Below are 18,480 nucleotides of genomic sequence, written 5' to 3' on the forward strand. Positions count from 1 at the left end.
CTCGGCGGGAGGGCTGGCGCCGCTAGTTCGACTCGGCCTTCTCGGAGCCGCGGCGCCAGCGGATGCCGGCCTCGAGGAAGCCGTCCAGGTCCCCGTCGAAGACCGCCGTGGGGTTGCCCTGCTCGTAGCCGGTCCGCAGGTCCTTGACGATCTGGTAGGGGTTCAGCACGTAGTTGCGCATCTGGTCGCCCCAGCTCGCCTGCACGTCGCCGCGCAGCCCGTCGAGGTGCGCCTTCTCCTCGGCCTTCTTGAGCGCGAGGAGCTTGGCCTTGAGCACGACCATGGCGCTGGCCTTGTTCTGCAGCTGCGACTTCTCGTTCTGGCAGCTGACGACCGTGCCGGTCGGGATGTGGGTGAGGCGGACGGCGGAGTCGGTGGTGTTGACCGACTGGCCGCCCGGGCCGCCGGAGCGGTAGACGTCGACGCGGATGTCCTCGTCGGGGATGTCGATCTCGTCCGTCTGCTCGAGCACGGGCACGACCTCGACCGCGGCGAAGCTGGTCTGGCGGCGGCCCTGGTTGTCGAACGGGCTGATCCGCACCAGGCGGTGCGTGCCGGCCTCGACCGAGAGCGTGCCGTAGGTGTACGGCGCGTGGATCGCGAAGGTGGCCGACTTGAGACCGGCCTCCTCGGCGTACGACGTCTCGTAGACCTCGACCGGGTAGCCGTGCTGCTCGGCCCAGCGGACGTACATCCGCATCAGGGTCTCGGCGAAGTCGGCGGCGTCGACGCCACCGGCGCCGGCGCGGATCGAGACGAGCGCCTCGCGAGCGTCGTACTCGCCGTTGAGGAGGGTGCGCACCTCGAGGCCCTCGACGACCTTCTGGACCCGGCGCAGCTCGACCTCGGCGTCGGCGAGCGCGCCCTCGTCCCCCTCGTCACGGCCGAGCTCGACCATGATCTCGAGGTCCTCGATGCGGCTCCCGAGCGCGGACACCCGGTCGAGCTCACCCTGGAGCGCGGAGAGCCGCCCGGTCACGCGGGTGGCGTTCTCCTGGTCGTCCCACAGGTCGGGTGCGGCCACCTGCTCGCTGAGGTCGGCGATGTCGCGACGCATCGCGTCGACGTCGAGCACCTGCTCGATCGTGTGCATGGTCGCCTGGAGCTGCTTGATCTCTGCGTCGAAGTCTGGGCCTGCCACAAGGATCAAGGTTACGGGTCGACGGGCGAGCGGCCTACTCGACAGCCTGCGCGGAGAGCGGGAGCTCCGCCCAGACCCGCTTGCCACCCGTCTCGCCGGCGTCCATCCCCCACGACGCGGCGAGCGCGCCGACCAGGTGCAGCCCGCGACCGTGCTCCTCGGTGTCGGTGAGCGGCTGGGGCTCGGGGGTGCCGGCTCCGCCGTCCTCGACCTCGATCCGCAGCGCCGAGGCGGTGGTGATCAGGCGGATACGGTACGACGACTCCGCGTGCGTGAGCGCGTTGGCGGCGAGCTCGCTCACCACCAGCTGCGCGTCGTCGACCGGCTCCTCGATCCCCCACTCGGCGAGCGTGTCGCGCACGAAGCGGCGCGCGACCGCGACCGTGCTCAGCTCGTTGGCGAGCTCCAGCACGGCCTCGGCCTCGTCGTCGGCGCTGACCGACTCCAGCACGTCCAGCAGGTAGCCGAGGTCAGCGTCCTTGAGCACGAAGCCGGCCGCGTTGGCGTCGATCCACGCGCGGTCCACCGTCTCGAGGCCGGAGAACACCACCACCTTGGCCGCGGGCGCCGCCGCACGGATGCGGGTCAGGACCTCGCTGCCGGCGATATCGGGCAGGCCGAGGTCCAGAACGACGACGTCGGGGCGCAGCTGCTCGGAGAGACGGACGGCTTCCGCACCGTCCGCCGCCTCGCCCACGACCTCGAACCCGCCCCGGAAACGGATCGACGTGCGGACCAGTCGGCGCACCTCAACGACGTCGTCCACCAGGAGGACGCGAATCGGCACGTCCCGAAGCCTAGGGCGTGCTCGGGTGATCTGGGGCAGGTAACGGCCGCGAGTTTCAGCCCGGGTGGTCGGCGTCCGGCGCGCCGGCGCGCGGCAGCCGGACCACGAAGGCGCCCGGGACGTCGCCCTCGGGGGCGCGGTAGAAGGCGTCGCCGCCGTGGGCGCGGACCAGCTGGCGGACGATGAAGAGCCCCAACCCGGTCCCGCCCTTGGCCTGACCGGTGGAGAACCGCTCGAACAGGCGGGCCTGCATGTGCGGCGGTACGCCGGGGCCTGACTCCGTCACCGTGACCAGGACGTCCTCGCCGTCCGCCCGGGCGGTGACCCGCACGGGGGGCTCACCGTGCAGCAGTGCGTTGTTGACGAGGTTGTCGACGACCTGGCCCAGCCGGCCCGCGTCGCCCACGACCTCGAGGTCCCCGTCGACCTCGGACTCGACCCCCGCGTCGGGGTGGGTCCGCCGGGCGGTCGCGACGCTGTCGGCGACCACCCGTCCGACGTCGACCGGCTCCCGCTCGAGCTCCAGCCGGCTCGACTGCAGCCGCGACGCCGTCAGCAGGTCGTCGAGCAGCCGGCGCAGCCGGGTGGCGCTCGCGCCCATGCCGAGCAGCAGCTCCTCGAGCTCGTCGTCCTCGAGCTCCGTCCAGTGGGCGACCAGCATGTCCGCCGTACCCCCGAGGACGGCGACGGGCGTGCGCAGCTCGTGGGCGGTGGTGGCCAGGAAGTGGGCCTGGTCCTCCGCGGCCTGCTGGAGCCGGGAGTTGGCCTCGGTGAGGGCAGCGGCGGCGGTCTCGCGCTCCTCGATGAGCAGCTTGCGCTCGGTGACGTCGCGGGTGACCTTGGCGAAGCCCACCAGTCGTCCACCGGCGTCGCGGACGGCGGTGATGACGACGTTGGCCCAGAAGCGGCTGCCGTCCTTGCGGACCCGCCAGCCCTCCTCCTCGTAGCGACCGTCGCGGATCGCCAGCTCCAGCTCGTGCTCGGGGTGCTTGGACTCCTGGAGCTCGGGCGGGTAGAAGGTCCGGAAGTGCTTCCCGATGATCTCGTCGGCCGTGTAGCCCTTGCTGCGCTGGGCCCCGGCGTTCCAGCTGGCGACGAGGCCCTCGGGCGAGAGCATGAAGATCGCGTAGTCGGCGACGGTCTCGACCAGCAGCCGGAAGCGCTCCTCGCTCTCCCGCAGCGCCTCCTCCTGCTCACGGCGACGGGTGACGTCGCGGGTCACCTTCGCGAAGCCCACGTGCCGGCCGTCGCTGTCGTGCACCGCGGTGATCAGCACGGTCGACCAGAACCGGGTGCCGTCCTTGCGGACCCGCCAGCCCTCCTCCTCGTAGTGGCCGTCGCGCAGCGCGATCTCCAGCTCGTGCTCGGGGTGCTTCGCGTCCTGGAGCTCCTGGGGGTAGAAGGTGCGGAAGTGCCGACCGACGATCTCGTCGGCGGTGTAGCCCTTGATCCGCTGCGCGCCGGCGTTCCAGCTCTCCACCAGGCCCTCGGGGGAGAGCATCAGGATCGCGTAGTCCTCGACGTTGTCGACCAGCAGCCGGAAGCGGGTCTCGCTGCGCCGCAGCTCCTCCTCCGCCACCCGCTGCACGCTGACGTCCTGCACCTGCACGAAGAGGTAGAGCGGTCGGCGCTCGCTGTCGAGCACGGGAGCGAACGTCGCGACCACGCGGCGCGGGGCCGCCGACCCGACGACGTCGTGCTCGACCTGGCCCACGTCCTCGGCCCCCGACAGGATCCCCGCGAGCACGCGGTCGAGCGCGCCGCTCGCCGTACCCACGAAGGAGGAGTACGCCGTGCCGACGAGCTCGTCGACGGAGCGGTCGAGGATCGAGCCGAGCGAGCGGTTGGCGCGGACGACCCGGCCGGCCAGGGTCACCGTCGCCATGCCGATCGCGGCGTCCTCGAAGACCTCGCGGAAGCGCTCCAGGTGCTCGCGCAGCACCCGCTGCTCACCCTCGTCGTCGGGTCCGGTCGCGCCGACGGTCCGGGGCGCCGGCTGCCGCGCACCCGGACTCTCGAGGACCTCCACGAGGTCGCCGGCGAGGGTCTCGAGCGAGGTGGACTTCTCGAAGAACGCCGACGCGCCCAGCTCCACGGCGCGGTGCGCGAGGCCCTCCTCCTGGAAGCCGCTGTACATGACCACCCGGGTCCCGGGCGACACCGCGAGGATCTGCGGGAGCGCCTCCAGCCCGTCCATCACCGGCATCGAGACGTCCAGCAGCACGAGCGCGGGCCGCAGCTCGCGCACCGCCTCGACGGCCTCGGCGCCGTTGCCCGCCTCGCCGACCACGTCGAGCAGGCCCGACAGCCGCAGGCGCGCGCGCACGAGGGCCCGTACCTCCGCCGCGTCGTCGACCACGACGATCGTCGGTCGCGTCGACTCCCCACCCGCGGCCACGCACGGAACCTAACCCAGTCCGGGTGACCGTGTCGTCAACGCCGCCCGAAGACCTGCGAGACCCACCACCGACCGTGCCCGTCCCGGCGCGCACCGATCCCCATCAGCCGGTACTGCGGCCGCAGGATGTTCTCCCGGTGACCCGCGGAGTGCATCCACCCCCGGTTGACCACCGCCGTGCCCGAGCGGAAGCCCGTCGCGATGTTCTCTCCCACCCACGACAGGTGGCACCGCGCCGCGACCGGCTGCAGGTCCTGGTGCACCAGGCGGCCGTGGCGGGCCATGTGCCGCGCCCACTTCTCGGCGTACCTGGTCAGGCAGGCGGCCTCCCGCAGCTCGCGGCGGTCGTGGTCGGCCCGCTGGGCGTTGGTGGCCCGGAACGCCGCGTCGGCGTACCGGTCGGCGGGTGCCGCCTGGACCGGCGCGACCAGGAGCGTGGCGCCGAGGGCGGCGGCGGCGAGCAGGACGGTGAGGGGTCGTAATCCCGAGAACATGACTCTCCAGACAGCGTCGGCGTCCGATCAGGCCCTCCACCGTAGTACGACGCACGCCCGTCCTCAGCGCTCGGCCACGACCACAGCCGACCCGGTGGCCCCGATCGTGGCGACGTCCGGCGACCCCGGCACGGTGAGCGGGAGGTCGAGCGGAGCGGTGACGTGCACGGTCACGGTGGAGGTGGTCCGGTCGAGGTCCACGGTGAAGGACAGGCCGGGGTACGTCGTGTAGGCGCCGGAGCCGGCGAGGAACTCGCGGACGGAGCCGCGGACGCTCTCGAGGCTCAGGTCGAGGCGCCCCTGGGGCACGCCCCCGCCGTACACCTCCTCGCCGGTGGCGCCGAGGTCGGCCGCGCGGAGGGCGGCGCCGTCGGCGACGGTGTCGAGGCCCTGGCGCTGGAGGTACGCCGCGGACACGTCCACGACCATCGCGACGGCCATCGCCAGGACCAGCGCGAAGCCGACGATCAGCGGCGTCGTCGTGCCGGCCTCGTCACGGCGCCGCATCGTCGGACCCCGCTTCCTGGAACTGGCCGATCGGTACGACGTGGGTCGCGTCGAGCGCGAAGCTCGGGGCGTCGCCGCCGAGGATCTCCGGCATCAGCGGCAGGTCGACCCGCGAGGTGATGACGACGGTGATGACCGAGGTGCCGCGGTGGCAGTCGTGGGGGTACGGCGTACAGGTGATGTGCACGTGCAGCGGAGCGTCCCCGACGCCCTGGTCGCTCAGCGCCTGCCGGGCGGCGGCCTCGGCGCGGGCCTTCCCCTCGGCGTCGGTGGGCGCGAGGGCGTAGGCCCGCCCAGCGGCGCGGGCCGCACCGGAGACCGCGAAGGCACCGCGCTGCACCTCGAAGACCGAGACGACGATCCACAGCAACGGCACCAGCAGCAGGATGCCCAGCCAGCTCAGCTCGACGAGCGCACTGCCGTCCTCGTCGTGACGCCTCACGGAGGCTGCTCCTCCACCGCGTGGCCGGTCACCTCGAGCGCAATGCCCGGGCCGCCGATGCCGAGCGCCGGCACGACCGCGCGGACGGTGACCTCCACGCCGGGGGCGCCGTCGACGGTCGCCTCGTGGGCGGACACGTCGCGGGCGAACCGGCCGGAGATCGCACCGTCGATCTGGTCGCGGGTGCGGGCGACACCGTCGTCCGGTCCGCGGTCGAGCGTCGCGGCGTACCGCGCTCCCTCGGACGCCGCCGACGCGAGCGTGTTGCGCACCAGCAGCACCAGCGCCACCTGGAGGATCCCCAGGAAGACCGGCACGAGCACGACGAGGACGAGCACGAAGTCGACCACCGCCGACCCGCGCTCCCCCGGCTCGCGCCGGTGGCGCACTACTTCACCTTGTTGAGCGCCGAGGACACCATGTCCTGCAGCGCCGGGCCTGCGATCGCGGTGATGCCGACGACCAGGCCGGCGGTCATCACGGTGATCATCACCCAGCCGGGTACGTCGCCGCGCTCGTCGCGTGGCCGCGGTGCCACCACCGTCAGGTAGATCCTCGCCATCGCGAGGGTGAGGTGTTCCATCAGTCCTGTCCTTTCGGGGTCAGGGAGCGGTCAGGGAGAGGCCCACGACGCCGGGCCAGAAGGCGAACAGGACGGTCACCGGGAGGACCAGGAAGACGACGGGGACCATCATCAGGACCTCCTTGCGGGCGGCGGTCTCGATCAGGTCGCGCCGGCCCGCCTCGCGCACGTCGTCGGCCTGGGCATGCAGCACGTCGGCCAACGGGGTGCCCCGCTCGACCGCGACCGCGATGCCCTGAGCGAACCGGGACACGATGGGCAGCCCGCTGCTCGCGGCCATCGCGTCGAAGGCGCTGCCGACCGGCTCTCCGGTGCGTACGGCGGACAGCACCCGCCCGAGCTCGCGGGACAGCTCACCGCCGCTGCGGCGTACGACACGGTCCAACGCCATCACCGGACTCTCACCCGCGGCGACCGACAGCGCCAGCAGCTCGGCGATCGTCGGGAACTCCGCCAGGATCAGCTGCTCGCGACGGCGGACCTGGCCGGTGAGGTGGGTGTCGCGGGCCAGCACGCCCGCCACGAACGCGATCGCGCACGCCAGCATCCAGAGCACGACGGAGCCGGGATGCGTGAGCATCCGGAGCAGAGCCACGGCGGCCGTGGCGGCGAAGGCGACCAGGCCCCACACCACCTGCTCGATCCGGAACTCGTGCACCGTCTTGTCGATCGCCGCCCGCTCCAGGCGCCGGCGGACCGACGTCACCCCGCCGAGGACCCGCTCGACGGCCTCGGCCGCGGAGCGCAGCATCGGCCCGAAGACCCCGACCGCGGCTGACGTCGGCGCGGGCGCGGAGCGGCGTACGGCGTCGTCGAGCAGCGGGAGGTCCCGGACGTAGGGCAGCACCCGGACCGCCAGCTGCGGGCGCCGGATCGCCCGGACCCGCACGGCGACGAGGAGCAGCCCGGCCGCAGCCGTCGCCCCGAGCAACGCGCCCCACATCGCCGGGCTCACGACATGATCCGGCGTTCGACGGGCAGACGACCGATGCGCATCATCAGCCGGTAGGCGACCAGGCACAGCGCGGCCCCGACCGCGAGCACGAAGACCCCGACCGGCGACGCGTAGCGGTGGATGACGTCGGACTGGAAGGACATCAGCAGCAGCACCAGCCACGGCGACGCGACCGCCAGCCGCGCACCGTTGACGGTCCAGGCCTGGCGGGCCTCCATCTCCGAGCGGGTGCGCGCGTCCTCGCGGAGGTACGTCGAGAGGCTCCGCAGCAGGCGTCCGAGCTCGCCGCCGCCGACCTCCCGGGCGATCCGCAGGCCCTCCACGACACGATCGCCGACCGGGTCCGCGAGCCGGTCCTTGAGCCGGTCGAGCGACTCCCCGAACCGTCCGGTGACCTGGTAGTCCAGCGCGAACTGGTCGAAGGCCGTCCGCAGCGGTGCCGGCCCGCGCACCGCGAGTCCCGCGAGCGCGTCGGGCAGCGACATGCCGGCGCGGACGGCGGAGGTCAGGTTGTCGACCGCCTCAGGCCACACCTCCGCGAGCTCCTGCTGCCGGCGGCGAGCACGCCCCGACACCACGGCCACCGGCAGGTAGGCGCCCATCGCACCGAAGGCGATCGCCACCGGCGGCGTCCCCGACACGACCTGCAACGCCAGCGCCGTGATCACGCCGCAGACCACGCAGAGCAGCAGGAAGCCCGTCGCCGACACCTGCCCCATGCCGGCCCGCGCGAGCAGGGCCGTCGTACGACGGGATCGGACCGCGTCGGCGCGCGGACGACGCGGCAGGAAGAACGCGCTCCAGACGAGCAGCAGCCCGATGCCGACCCCGAGTCCGACGAGCGCGCCCATCGCTACCCTCCGGCCACGATCCGGTGCACGTCGATCCCGATCCGCTCGAAGCGCTCGAGGTGCGGCGGCATCCCCCCGGCCCGGCGGAGGTCCCCGCCGCGTCGCTCGAAGACCGGCTCCGTCTCGATCACATCCTGCTCGACACGACCCGGGACGCCGACGATCTCGTTGACGCGGCGTACGCCGCGCTCGTCGATCCCCAGGTGCACGACCATGTCGACCGACGACGCGACCGTGGGCACGACGAAGCGGGCCGAGATGTTCTCGCCCGCCAGCAGCGGCAGCGTGCACATCTTCACCAGCGCCTCGCGGGCGCTGTTGGCGTGGATGGTGCACATGCCCGGCAGCCCGCGATCGGCTCACGGCGTAATAGGTATGAGCACCTCGCCGACCGCAGGCTGACTGCTCCCTCGTCCCACAACGAGGAGATCACATGAGTGCAACCGCTCGCCCGCTTCGCGTAATCGGCTACGTCCGACTGTCGGACTACCGCGCCGACGACGCCTCAACCTCGCCGCAGCGTCAGCGCGAACAGATCACGGCGACGTGCCTCGCTCGCGGCTGGCAACTCGTCGACATCATTGCGGATCTCGATGTTTCCGGGTCAGATCGAGGCCTTCGCCTTCAACGCCCTGGCCTTGTGCAGATCCGTGCCCGGTATGCCGAGGCAGACGTCTTGCTCTTCACGAAACTCGACCGGCTCGCCCGCAACGTCACCGACTTCCGAGCGATCGCAGAAGACGCCGAGGCTAACGGCGTTGCGCTCGTGTCGATCGACGACAACATCGACCTCACCTCGGCATCCGGGAAGTTCTTCGCGACGATCCTGGCAGCGTTTGCCGAGATGGAGGCCGCAACCATTCGCGAGCGTGTGCTGAAGGGAAACGCGAAGGCTCGCGAACTCGGCCGCTTCATGGGAGGCGTCCCGCCCTACGGCTATCGAGCCGTCCCGCACCCGAGCGGCGAAGGCCGGGCGCTTGCGATCGACCCCGCCGAGGCGGCAGTCGTCCGCGAACTCGCCGCGGCGGTCCTGGGAGGCGCGACGGTCTACCGAGCCACTCGCGAACTCAACGAGCGCGGCGTCCTCTCCAAGACCGGCAAAGAATGGTCCACCCAAGCCGTCCGGCAAGTCCTTACGAGCCCGCGCATCGTCGGGAGGCGGACCCATGGAGGAGAGGTCGTTTCCGGAGCAAACGGTCTCCCCCTGCAAGTCGACGACCCGGTCCTGAGTGTCGAGACCTGGCACCGAGTCCGGGCGAGGCTCGCGCCGACCCCAGCGTCCTCACGTCGGTCGCCCAACCCGGCTCGGCTGCTCTCCGGACTCGTCACGTGCTCCCGCTGCAACGGGCGTATGAACCCCGGCCCGACGGGAGGCGATGGAAGACTCTCTTACCGCTGCTCCACCGCCTCGAAGGGTCGCGAGTGCTCGGGCGTCTCAGTTCGATGCGAGCCGCTAGAAGCGTGGCTCGTGGAGACATTCCTCGATCGCTTCGGCCCGTTGCCCCTAACTCACGTCATCGAGATTGCGCCCGAGGAGCCTGCCGCGCTCGTTGAGGTCCGGGCCGCGATGAACGCTGCCGCGAACGCCATGATCGTGAAAGACGCGAACGTCCCAGCCCTCGTCGACCGCCTGGCTGCCCTGAAGGGCGAGGAGGCCCGTCTGGAAGCGGCACCACGTGAGGATCGTTTCGAGGTGATCGAAGAGGGCACGTTCGCCGAGGTGTGGCACCGCGACGAAGACGTAGAGCGCCGCCGTAATCTCCTGGCTGATGCCGTGCAGGAGATCTCGATCTCGCCCGGTAAGGCTGGCCGTCGGCCCTTCAATCCCGAGCGCGTCGAGGTCCGTTGGGCTGAGGGCTCATCGCTGTCTGACTACGGCACGGGCGAGAGTCGGGGCCCCGCGATCGCCTGACCACAGAGCCAAATTGGAGAGCCCCCGCGCCGCCTGGCCCGGGGGCTCTCCGCGTTTACACGCCCTAGATCGAGCGAAGCACCCGCGACCCGGACGCCGGAGCGGACGCCGAGGTGGGGAACCCTGTCACGGGTGTAGTTGATGCGTTGTTTCTCTTTGTTTTTCGTCGAGAACCCAAACCTTGAGTGTCTATAGGGATATCGCAGTTCTCTGCACCCGTGACACCTTTCCCCACCTGCGAGCCTGCTCCGCTCGCCCGTGAGCAGCCGGGACCCCTGGGGCGGACTTCCGTCCAGTCCCCGGTGCGGCCGTTCTTGGCGGTCCGGTCACGCCGGGGCGAGACCGCCAACGCGACCGCCTAAGGAGACCGCCATGCCCCCACACCTGAGAATCGATGCGGACGCCCTCGCCCGGCACGTCATCCGACACGGACGCGCCGCGAAGGGCCTTCGGCCCGTCGGCTTCCGCCTCGACTCCGAGGGAATCAATCTCGGCGTGACGCTGCCCGGGCCGGACTGGCTCGCCGTGATGCTCACGCTCGGCGACCTCGACGCCTTCCGCGACGGGGCACGCCTCGTCGTCCGGCCTCACGGCCACGATGCGGAGCCCGAGGCACTCGACCTCCCCGTCGTCGCTGGGAGCCTCCGGGAGACGGTGCGGGCACTACCTGAGCGTGACGATGCCGGGGACGCCTACCGCGACCTCCGGCTCGCCGCTGGCACTCCCTCGGCGCGCTTCGGCGAGTACGCCCTCGACGTCGGGCGTGCCTACGTCCAGACGCTTCCGGCGCTCCCGAAGCGGCCGAAGGCCCCGAGACAGCGTCTCAGGACGAGGACGCCCCTCGAACGGCAGCGCGCCGGGCGGGTGCGCCGCAGCGCGGACGAGCGAGCGTCTGCCGAGTGGGGCCTGTCCGCTTTCATCGCTATTGAGGCTCCCGAGCCCCACGCACGACTATCGGGCTCAGCGGTCTTCGACTTCGTAGCCGACCTCCTGGCCTACGCGGTCGAGAGGCACGACGAGACGGTCGTCCATCCCGACCCGAGGGACGCGGCGCTCTACCGCAGCGGCCTGGCGGAGCGCCGGGCGGCGTGGGACGAGATCCGGGTCGACGAGTGGGAGGACCCGCCTCCTGGCCGGCCACGTCCGGTGTCCCGTCGGGTCCTCTTCGAGGTCGCCGAGGACATTGGGGCGTTCAGGGTGACCCGGCCCAGAGGGTCCGTGGCCCTGACCGTCATCGAAGCGCCTGGCCGCGTGCTCTCGGCGTTCGTAACGCACTGCCTTCGGCGGGCCGGGGTCGCGGACCCGGTCGAGTACGCGGCGGCGACAGAGGAGCGGGTCTGCGCACTCGCTCCGAAGTCACAGCCCGAGTCACTCGATCGGCGCGTGGTGGCCCTCCCGTGGCAGGTCGTCTATGCGGTGGCTCTCAACGAGGACGGTGTCCGCGCGTTCGGTCGAATGGCGCAGGCCCACATTGAGCGCCACCCCGAGGAGCGAGACATCATCATCGTGGTCGCACGCACGCTCCGCGACGGAGACCCCGACGGGCTCGTCGCTCAGATGCGGTCGCGGTGCGCTGAGGCGCTCAGGGCCGAACAGGCTTCGGCGTGAGCGAAGTCGACGAGGTCCCGCTCTGCCCGATGTGCGGGCTCGCTCTGCCGCCATACTCGGGTCGAGGACGTCCTCGCGTCGTCCACTCGGGATCGTGCGCGCGAACCCGCGCCGCCGAGACCGACGAGAACCAACGCGAGGCCCGATACCGGCAGACCCTGCGCGACGCGGCAGTCCGTGCTCCGCTCATGGGGCCCGAGCACGTCGCGACGGACGACGAGCAAGTAGGGACGATGCAACGCCTCGCCTCGGCGGGCTTCGCCCCGCTCGCCGACGATCCACGAGAGGACGCACCTCGACACGAACGTGCGCGCTCTCAACATCGTCGTGCAGCGCTAGCGAGCCTTCAGACCACATTCGCCGACAAGGCCCGGCAGCGCTCCGCTCCGGCGTGTCATGGGTGCCTAGCGTTCGACTACCTCCTTGTGACGACCGTGACCGCAGAGAGCCTCATCCGAGGACGAGCCGAAGCACAGCAAGACACCCGGCTACGCCGTCACCTCGCACAGGACGACGTTGCTGCCGTCATGGCGCTGAGCCCCTCATGACTTGATCCGTGCAGAGGTAGTAGAGGCACTGCGCCTCGTCATGTGTGGGGTCCTTTCGGGCGACAAGCCCCCGGTCCCGGCTCCAGCGCTCCGCCCAAGAGTGCTCGCGTCGGTGCCGGGGGCTTCTCGTCGGCCTCTAAACGAACGTCACAGCTAGAAAGGAGGTGCCACGTGCACCTGATCCTCTGCGCCGCGTGCGGCACTCGCTTCGACGCCGTGCGCTGCGACGCTGCCGCGTGCAGCGACCGTTGCCGCGCCCGTCTCTCCCGCGAGCGCCGCGCAACCGCCGAGGACGCCGAGCGCGAGCGCGCCGCGTCGCTCCTATCGAGCCTCGCCGCCGTCGCGCGACTGCTCCCGGCTGACTGAGCCCACCCACCACCGAAGGCAGACACGATGACTGACGACACCCGCGCCGCGCTCCGGCGTGCAATCACAGAAGCCGAGCAGGCACTCGACGCGCTGACCGCTCGACCTCTCGCCGACCAGATGGAAGCAGCCGCAGAGGTCTACGCCGCACGGCGTCGCCTAGGGACCACCGACGCCGCTCGCCTGCGCCACGAAGCGCAGGCGCGCTCCCAGAGCGCCGCCGACGCCCTCTCCGCGCTCTTCGCCCCCGACGACCACGCCCTGGTCGACGCCCTGGTCGACGACGACGACGAGAGCACCCCGACCCCCGACACCGCCGCGCTCGGCGACCCACTCGCCGCCCTGCTCGGCTGACCCCACCCACAGACCCGTAAGGAGCACCACTCCACATGAGCACCGAAACCGCCAACCTGGCGACCCTGACCGCCGCCGCCTCCCAGTTCGGCGTCGCGTTCCCGAAGCCCGTCGCCGCCCTGCTCTCGTTCGAGCACAACCTCCCGAACCTCGGGAAGGTGCAGGACGAGGCCGTGGCCGAACTCGCTTCTGCGTTCGGGTCAACCACGTACACGAGGACGCTCGACAACGTCCTCGAACGGCTTGCCCGCGCCGAGGCCGGGAGCAAGATCCGCCGCTCCGCCGATGCTGCACTCGTGCGCGCCCGGTGGACCTCCGTCATGCTCCACAGCGAGGACATCATCAAGGCGTTCCGCGCGGCGCTGTCCGACGACCTCGGCAGGCTGAACACGAACGCGGCGGACGTGCCCTCGACCTCGACCGCGACCTCTTCCCTTCAGCAGCGGGCGTACGCCGCACGGTTCGCGGCGAGCAACGCGGCCGAGCGACTGGTCTCGGCCACGCGGGCACTCGCGCCGCTCTACGGGATCGGCACCTCAGGTGGTCCGGGCATCGAGACCCCGACTGTCCAGCACCGCATGATGCTGACCGCGCGCCCGGAGAACCTCGACCGTAACGCCGGACTCGCTCTCGCTCGCGGTCTGGCAGGCGCTCGACTCGTGAGCGTGGGCGGCGACCCCACAGCGACCGACGCACTCTGGTTCGCAATCGCTGCCGACCTCGGCGCGACGTTCCGACTCGTCACTCCCGACGAGCACCGAGACACCCTGGCGCTGCTGCGCGACGCCGTCCGCTCACCGCGACTCGGCGAGGTCCTGCCTCCCACCCTCGTTCTCTGAAGCGCCAGTGCCGGGAGGCGGGTGTGGTGAGGAGGCAGGTACCCGGGGGGGTGCCCCCCTCCCCCCGCCTACCCACCCACTCTCGGCATTGAGCACTTACACACACGGCCCGTCAGATCCACAGGGGCCTAAACCTCACGTGGGAAAGATGATCCGGACTCGCCCTCTCCGAGGGTTGTCCAGCAGCACGACTTGTTCCCACTCGTCGGCCCCTCGTGTAGCGACGAGACGAACACGGAAGTCGGGCAACTTCTCGCGAGCACCGATAGCAAGCACGAAGCGAGCCCGCTCGCCCATGCGGACCGCGCCCAACCCGGCCGCGTGGTCGGCCCAGTCGGAACCGACCCGAGCGACCGGGTAGCGGATGCCGTCGTCCGGCGTCGGCGGATGGACTGAGATTGAGTCGAGGTCGATCGGGCCGTCGTTGCGGACGTTGTAGATCGCGGAGTCGTCCGTCTCGCCGACCTTGGCTTCGATCTCGACGACCAGCGTCGGCCGGTTTGCACGCCGTTCGGCACTGGTTGCGGCCTCGGCTTCACGCTCGGCGGCGTGCGCCGTCCGGCGCGCGTATGCCGCACTAGCGACCGAAACGACAAGAGCAAGAGCGGCGACTGAGAGAGCAGCGATCTCCATGCGCAGGACGGTATCGCCGAGGTCCGACATGCGTCCGGGAAAGCGCTCGCCAGCCCTGCCCCGCTGTCACGTCGGAGGAGAACGACACCAACATGAACAGATCAGCCAAGCGCCATCGAGCGCCCCCGACCACGGAAGGCTCGTCGTCTACGCGGGACTGCCGGTGCGGCACTTCACCGAACTACCCGTACCCGGACCCGGTGATTGCCTGCCGTTCGTCCCGGCCACCGACACGGCCGACTATCGACGGCCGCGAACGTCAAGGTCCCGCCCTTCCATAGCGGAGGAGCGGGGCCTTTCGTCATTCGTGGAGCCTCTACGAGACAACCACCGGGACTGCTCAGCTTTAATCCTCCACTGCGCGTTGAGCCGTCACTCTTGGAATGACCAGTCCTCTGACGTTGAGACTGCAGTAAGCGTCGCCGCGTCGTAGTTGCCCATAACAATCTCATGCGCCCGAATGACGGCCTCCCGCGGATAATCTCCGGGCCCACTAACAATTCGTCCCGCCAACTTCAGCGACAAGTCGATTTCTCTGCAGTGCTCACTCACACCCTGAGGCATGGCATAATCCGCGCGCTGACCATTACGGACACGCTTTAGCCAGTTGCTCTTAATGACGTCACTCGCGGTTCTTGGCGGCACCTTGCGGAGTTCCGCGGCTGCCTCCTGTCGCTCCTTCCATTGAGTTAGCGCCGAGAAGTTGCGCTTGCGGATTTCACTCGAAATCTCGTGAAGCGGTGGACGAAACGCGGCAACCACCAACCAACACAACCGGTCGCTCGCACTGCTCAATGGCGGGACGTAGCCCTTCCTGTCTCGGCGCGGCTCAGCGTCACGGCGCATCGATTGAACCACTGCATGAAGGCGGTGGAACGCTTCTTCGTCCAATCGCTCTACTGCGCCCTCTAGATCGCTCAGAAGCGCCTCATAGACCGAAGGCGACGTCCACGACAGGACCAGAGCCGACCAAAAGAGGACCCTTCTATTGTCCTCGCCTGCGTCTTCTAGCGCCGACCTCCACCATTCCACGGAGCCGCGCTTCAACCTCGCATAACGGGCACGCTGCGCTAGTGAGTGCCTGTCGTCGAACATCGCATCCGCGTCTTTGACCGAAATCGACGTCCGCAAGCCTGCCGCTCGGAGCGCCAAGATGTAAGCAGACCAGCATTCCCCACCAAACATCTCGCGTACGAGATCTCCCATAAACGCAACTTGATCCCAATTGGCAGTGTAGTGCTGTGAGATGAATGGATTCTCGTTACTCACTACCAAGTTCACGAAGTCGGGAACCTTCGACGCTGGCTCAGCGAACTTTAGGAGATCGACACTCAATTCCGTCATCAACGCTTGGTCTCGATGAAGATAGATCGTCATAACGCCAGCAGGGAACACGCTCATCGCATCTGCAAACACACCAAGGGTGCTAAACGAATGCAGTCCCGCGATGAATCGCCCTTCGAGCGCATGGGTGACAACTTCCTGTGCGGCATCCTCGTCTCCCGCAACTCTGTGGCCGAGATGATTGACCACTAGAATCAACCGCTCACTCAGATTCCCATAACTCGGTGAGTCTTCATGGACGAGTTTCAGGACTCGACTCAATGAGAGTTTCTGGGCTCCCCCACTTTGGATCATCCGAGAGAACTTCACCGTACGAACACGGCCAGATGTGCCTTTTAGAGATTTCAAGAAGCGGTCCAGCAGTTCATTGCCCCCGTTGGCGGCCAGTAGTCGGCAATAGCCGACACTGTCGAGTTCAATTTCTCGATTCTCAAGACGGTCAAAGATCAGGTCGCGAAGTGTGTCTCGGCCGCAATCCTCGTCTAGCGCCAAAGGCTCGCTCTCGCCGTAGACCTGGCGAACAAGTAGGTGCAGCCCAGCCTCATCACACGCCGCTTGGATCAACTCATCCTGCCAAGACTTCTTGTTCGCAAAGACCCAGTCAGATAGAAGCGCAAACGACACCTCGCGCCCGTGCAGCGATCGTGCTGGATCCGAATCGCCGATGAGGTCACGCAGGCTGAGCACGAGGCTTCCAATTTCTCCAGGCTCGTATGAACCGGCGTAGAAGCGAGTCACATTGAGCCAAAATGGATTCGCAGCGAGAGCCTCGAATCTCTGAGCGCGGTCACCCTTTGGCTTTTGATAGCGATAGGTCCCGACAGGAGAGGTCTCGTAAAGGTGCCGCGCACAGAAGAATTCTCGCAGCGGCTGAACTTCGAACTCATACAAACCACTCACGCGTTGCACCAAAACGAAGATGCGTTCTAGGCCGCCGCCGAATAGATCATCCGCGAGTTCCTCGGGCTGCTTAGCCTCGACGAGGTACTCCCGGGCCATCTCTTGTAAGTCTTCCTTGGATATGGACCCTCTCGAACCAGCACTCTCGGCCTGGCTCTGTAGCACCCACGCAAGATGCTGGATGAATTCGACCAAGACGGCCTGATGCTTCTTAACTGCGACATCCTTTTCCGACTCGCGAATCAGGAAGAGTTCAAGATAGCGGCGGTATAGGTCAGTTCTCTGATCCGGAAGTGAATATCCCACCTGATGGATCAGACTCAGCAAGATCGTCAGCTGCATCGCATTACGCGTAAGTTCGACGATGTGCGGAAGTTCCATCTTGTCTTTGAGGATTCCCAGCACTTCGGCACTCTCGCGAGCGTCCAACGTTCGTGCTTTGACCCATTTGTTGGAATAATCCAGGACGAGCGACTTATCAATGCTCGCGAGGTCAATCGTCACGAATCCTGACTCGTCGAAATTTGCTTTTCGACCGAAGATCGATGGGCGGCTAGTGACGACGACCTGGACGTCCAATCCCATATGCTCGTAACGGAGAATTGAGCGCTCCACCACCGCCACCAGGGCGCGCCGCTGTTCCAGGTCGGCAACTTCGTCGAGCCCGTCCAGGAAGATCAATGCCGGGCTACTCCCGAGAACGTCTAGCAAATCATCGACGGAGAACGTTTGTTTCCCACTCTGCTTGTGAACGAGATCGCTCAGGAATTCGTCCAGACTCGACGAATCGTCGGTGTCGGAGCCTATGAATGCTGCCAGGTCGCGGAGATCGACCTTGAATGGCAGCCTAAACCCGCTCTGTACATATTTCGTCGGGATCGAGGAACTGAATTCACCCATCCCCAGAAACGCGGCCCGGTGAACCTGGCATACGAACTGCGCGAGTGTCGACTTCCCTTGGCCCGGAGCACCTTCGAGAACGATACGGCTAATTTCGCCTTGAGCGATGTCGCTAAGCAGAAACTCTGCCGCTCCCATATTGGTTCGATAGCGAAATTCGCCGATGGCATTGCCCCCGGACACATGGAACACTTCGTCCGGTACGGCTCGCATGTGACGCATCAGTCGATTCATCAATCGATCCGATTCCTTGCCGAACTTCCGGCGAATCTGCTTCACCATCGCCTCATTGAAGCGGACTGGTATATCGATGAACAGGTCGGCCAGAGAATTCGATAGGCTGACCTGCTTGAATTTGACCTTGGAATCGATGCTGTATTGTTCGCCAACGAACGCCCTGATGGCGCGCATCTGGCGGTCGCGTTGCGGGCCAAGCATTGTTGCCAATGCGAGTTCGATGCCATCCTGGCCCGTCAACAGTTCTGGGAACTTGAATCGCAGGCTCTGAGGCGACCGGTCTGTGCGACGGTCGAGGTCGTCCCGCCACAGGCAGATGGCGGGACACTGAACGTTGTCAGTGAGCCACTGTTGGACTCGATCGATCCGGCCGACCCCGTCGTGGGCAGTCCCTCGAGCATTCGTCACCATGACGTAGCGCTTCGCGCCAGCCTCAACTAGGCGCTTGATCTTCGGAAGTTCCTTTTCCAGGGCCTCGATCATCCAATCAGCGGACTCGGCCTCGTCTACGCGCTTGAACTTGACCTGAAGAACCGTCTTTGAATCTGCATGCAGGCCGTCTCGACCGCCGTCAGGTTGGCCGACGGGGAAAGACTGTAGGCCCGGATACTCGTCTAGGAGCAAGGCCTGACAGAACTGTTGGAAGCGCTCGGGCGACGTGCTCTCGTACTGGTAAGTCAC

Annotated in this window: 18 protein-coding genes; 5 read left to right on the top strand and 13 right to left on the bottom strand. The window is 68.1% G+C overall.

The genetic code is table 11. The features are described from left to right. Window positions 1-22: 22 nt before the first annotated feature. From prfB to ABEA34_RS05560, 11 genes are all read right to left on the bottom strand, one after another. Window positions 23-1,141 (bottom strand): peptide chain release factor 2, encoded by a 1,119-nt coding sequence (prfB, locus tag ABEA34_RS05510; protein ID WP_345520055.1) that lies wholly within the window; start codon window positions 1,139-1,141, stop codon window positions 23-25. Window positions 1,142-1,175: 34 nt separating this feature from the next. Then, on the bottom strand, window positions 1,176-1,928 hold the full coding sequence (locus ABEA34_RS05515; RefSeq protein WP_345520057.1) for a response regulator: 753 nt from the start codon (window positions 1,926-1,928) through the stop codon (window positions 1,176-1,178). 55 nt (window positions 1,929-1,983) lie between these two features. Further along, window positions 1,984-4,326, bottom strand: a complete 2,343-nt coding sequence (locus ABEA34_RS05520) for a PAS domain S-box protein (protein ID WP_345520059.1) — start codon at window positions 4,324-4,326, stop codon at window positions 1,984-1,986. A 35-nt stretch (window positions 4,327-4,361) separates the two neighbouring features. Continuing rightward, entirely contained in the window at window positions 4,362-4,820 is a 459-nt protein-coding gene (locus ABEA34_RS05525; RefSeq protein WP_345520061.1) for a CAP domain-containing protein, read from the bottom strand. A 63-nt stretch (window positions 4,821-4,883) separates the two neighbouring features. Further along, window positions 4,884-5,327: a Tad domain-containing protein gene (locus ABEA34_RS05530; protein WP_345520064.1), complete on the bottom strand. Its 444-nt coding sequence runs from the start codon at window positions 5,325-5,327 to the stop codon at window positions 4,884-4,886. Continuing rightward, window positions 5,314-5,769 carry a hypothetical protein gene (locus tag ABEA34_RS05535; RefSeq protein WP_345520066.1) on the bottom strand — a complete coding sequence of 152 codons (456 nt, stop codon included), beginning with the start codon at window positions 5,767-5,769 and terminating at the stop codon, window positions 5,314-5,316. Before ABEA34_RS05535 ends, ABEA34_RS05530 begins: the two co-directional genes overlap by 14 nt. Continuing rightward, the gene (locus ABEA34_RS05540; RefSeq protein ID WP_345520067.1) at window positions 5,766-6,158 is read right to left on the bottom strand and encodes a TadE/TadG family type IV pilus assembly protein; all 393 of its coding nucleotides are present in this window, start codon (window positions 6,156-6,158) and stop codon (window positions 5,766-5,768) included. The genes ABEA34_RS05535 and ABEA34_RS05540 overlap by 4 nt, the downstream gene beginning before the upstream one ends. After that, on the bottom strand, window positions 6,158-6,352 hold the full coding sequence (locus ABEA34_RS05545; protein WP_345520069.1) for a hypothetical protein: 195 nt from the start codon (window positions 6,350-6,352) through the stop codon (window positions 6,158-6,160). Before ABEA34_RS05545 ends, ABEA34_RS05540 begins: the two co-directional genes overlap by 1 nt. A 19-nt stretch (window positions 6,353-6,371) precedes the next feature. Continuing rightward, window positions 6,372-7,307, bottom strand: coding sequence for a type II secretion system F family protein (locus ABEA34_RS05550; RefSeq protein ID WP_345520071.1), 936 nt, complete (start codon window positions 7,305-7,307; stop codon window positions 6,372-6,374). Next, window positions 7,304-8,158 carry a type II secretion system F family protein gene (locus tag ABEA34_RS05555; RefSeq protein WP_345520073.1) on the bottom strand — a complete coding sequence of 285 codons (855 nt, stop codon included), beginning with the start codon at window positions 8,156-8,158 and terminating at the stop codon, window positions 7,304-7,306. Before ABEA34_RS05555 ends, ABEA34_RS05550 begins: the two co-directional genes overlap by 4 nt. Window positions 8,159-8,160: 2 nt before the next feature. Next, a complete protein-coding gene (locus tag ABEA34_RS05560) occupies window positions 8,161-8,496 on the bottom strand; it encodes a hypothetical protein (protein ID WP_345520075.1) in 336 nt (111 codons plus the stop codon). Between the two features lie 95 nt (window positions 8,497-8,591). On the opposite strand from ABEA34_RS05560, the gene ABEA34_RS05565 reads away from it, so the two are divergent. The 5 genes from ABEA34_RS05565 to ABEA34_RS05585 all read left to right on the top strand — a co-directional run bounded on the left by ABEA34_RS05565 (window position 8,592) and on the right by ABEA34_RS05585 (window position 13,785). Beyond that, a complete protein-coding gene (locus ABEA34_RS05565) occupies window positions 8,592-10,070 on the top strand; it encodes a recombinase family protein (protein WP_345520077.1) in 1,479 nt (492 codons plus the stop codon). Window positions 10,071-10,442: 372 nt separating this feature from the next. Continuing rightward, on the top strand, window positions 10,443-11,678 hold the full coding sequence (locus ABEA34_RS05570) for a hypothetical protein (protein WP_345520082.1): 1,236 nt from the start codon (window positions 10,443-10,445) through the stop codon (window positions 11,676-11,678). 719 nt (window positions 11,679-12,397) lie between these two features. After that, the gene (locus ABEA34_RS05575) at window positions 12,398-12,592 is read left to right on the top strand and encodes a hypothetical protein (protein ID WP_345520084.1); all 195 of its coding nucleotides are present in this window, start codon (window positions 12,398-12,400) and stop codon (window positions 12,590-12,592) included. 27 nt (window positions 12,593-12,619) lie between these two features. After that, window positions 12,620-12,946 (top strand): hypothetical protein, encoded by a 327-nt coding sequence (locus tag ABEA34_RS05580; RefSeq protein WP_345520086.1) that lies wholly within the window; start codon window positions 12,620-12,622, stop codon window positions 12,944-12,946. Window positions 12,947-12,981: 35 nt separating this feature from the next. Beyond that, complete coding sequence (locus ABEA34_RS05585) at window positions 12,982-13,785, top strand: hypothetical protein (RefSeq protein ID WP_345520088.1); 804 nt, start codon at window positions 12,982-12,984, stop codon at window positions 13,783-13,785. A gap of 135 nt (window positions 13,786-13,920) precedes the next feature. Here ABEA34_RS05585 and ABEA34_RS05590 read toward each other — a convergent pair whose 3' ends face one another. Together ABEA34_RS05590 and ABEA34_RS05595 are read right to left on the bottom strand one after the other, a co-directional pair. After that, the gene (locus tag ABEA34_RS05590; protein WP_345520090.1) at window positions 13,921-14,418 is read right to left on the bottom strand and encodes a hypothetical protein; all 498 of its coding nucleotides are present in this window, start codon (window positions 14,416-14,418) and stop codon (window positions 13,921-13,923) included. A gap of 372 nt (window positions 14,419-14,790) precedes the next feature. Further along, entirely contained in the window at window positions 14,791-18,480 is a 3,690-nt protein-coding gene (locus tag ABEA34_RS05595; protein WP_345520092.1) for an NACHT domain-containing protein, read from the bottom strand.

It is taken from the genome of Nocardioides conyzicola (assembly GCF_039543825.1).
Taxonomy (GTDB): Bacteria; Actinomycetota; Actinomycetes; order Propionibacteriales; family Nocardioidaceae; genus Nocardioides; species Nocardioides conyzicola.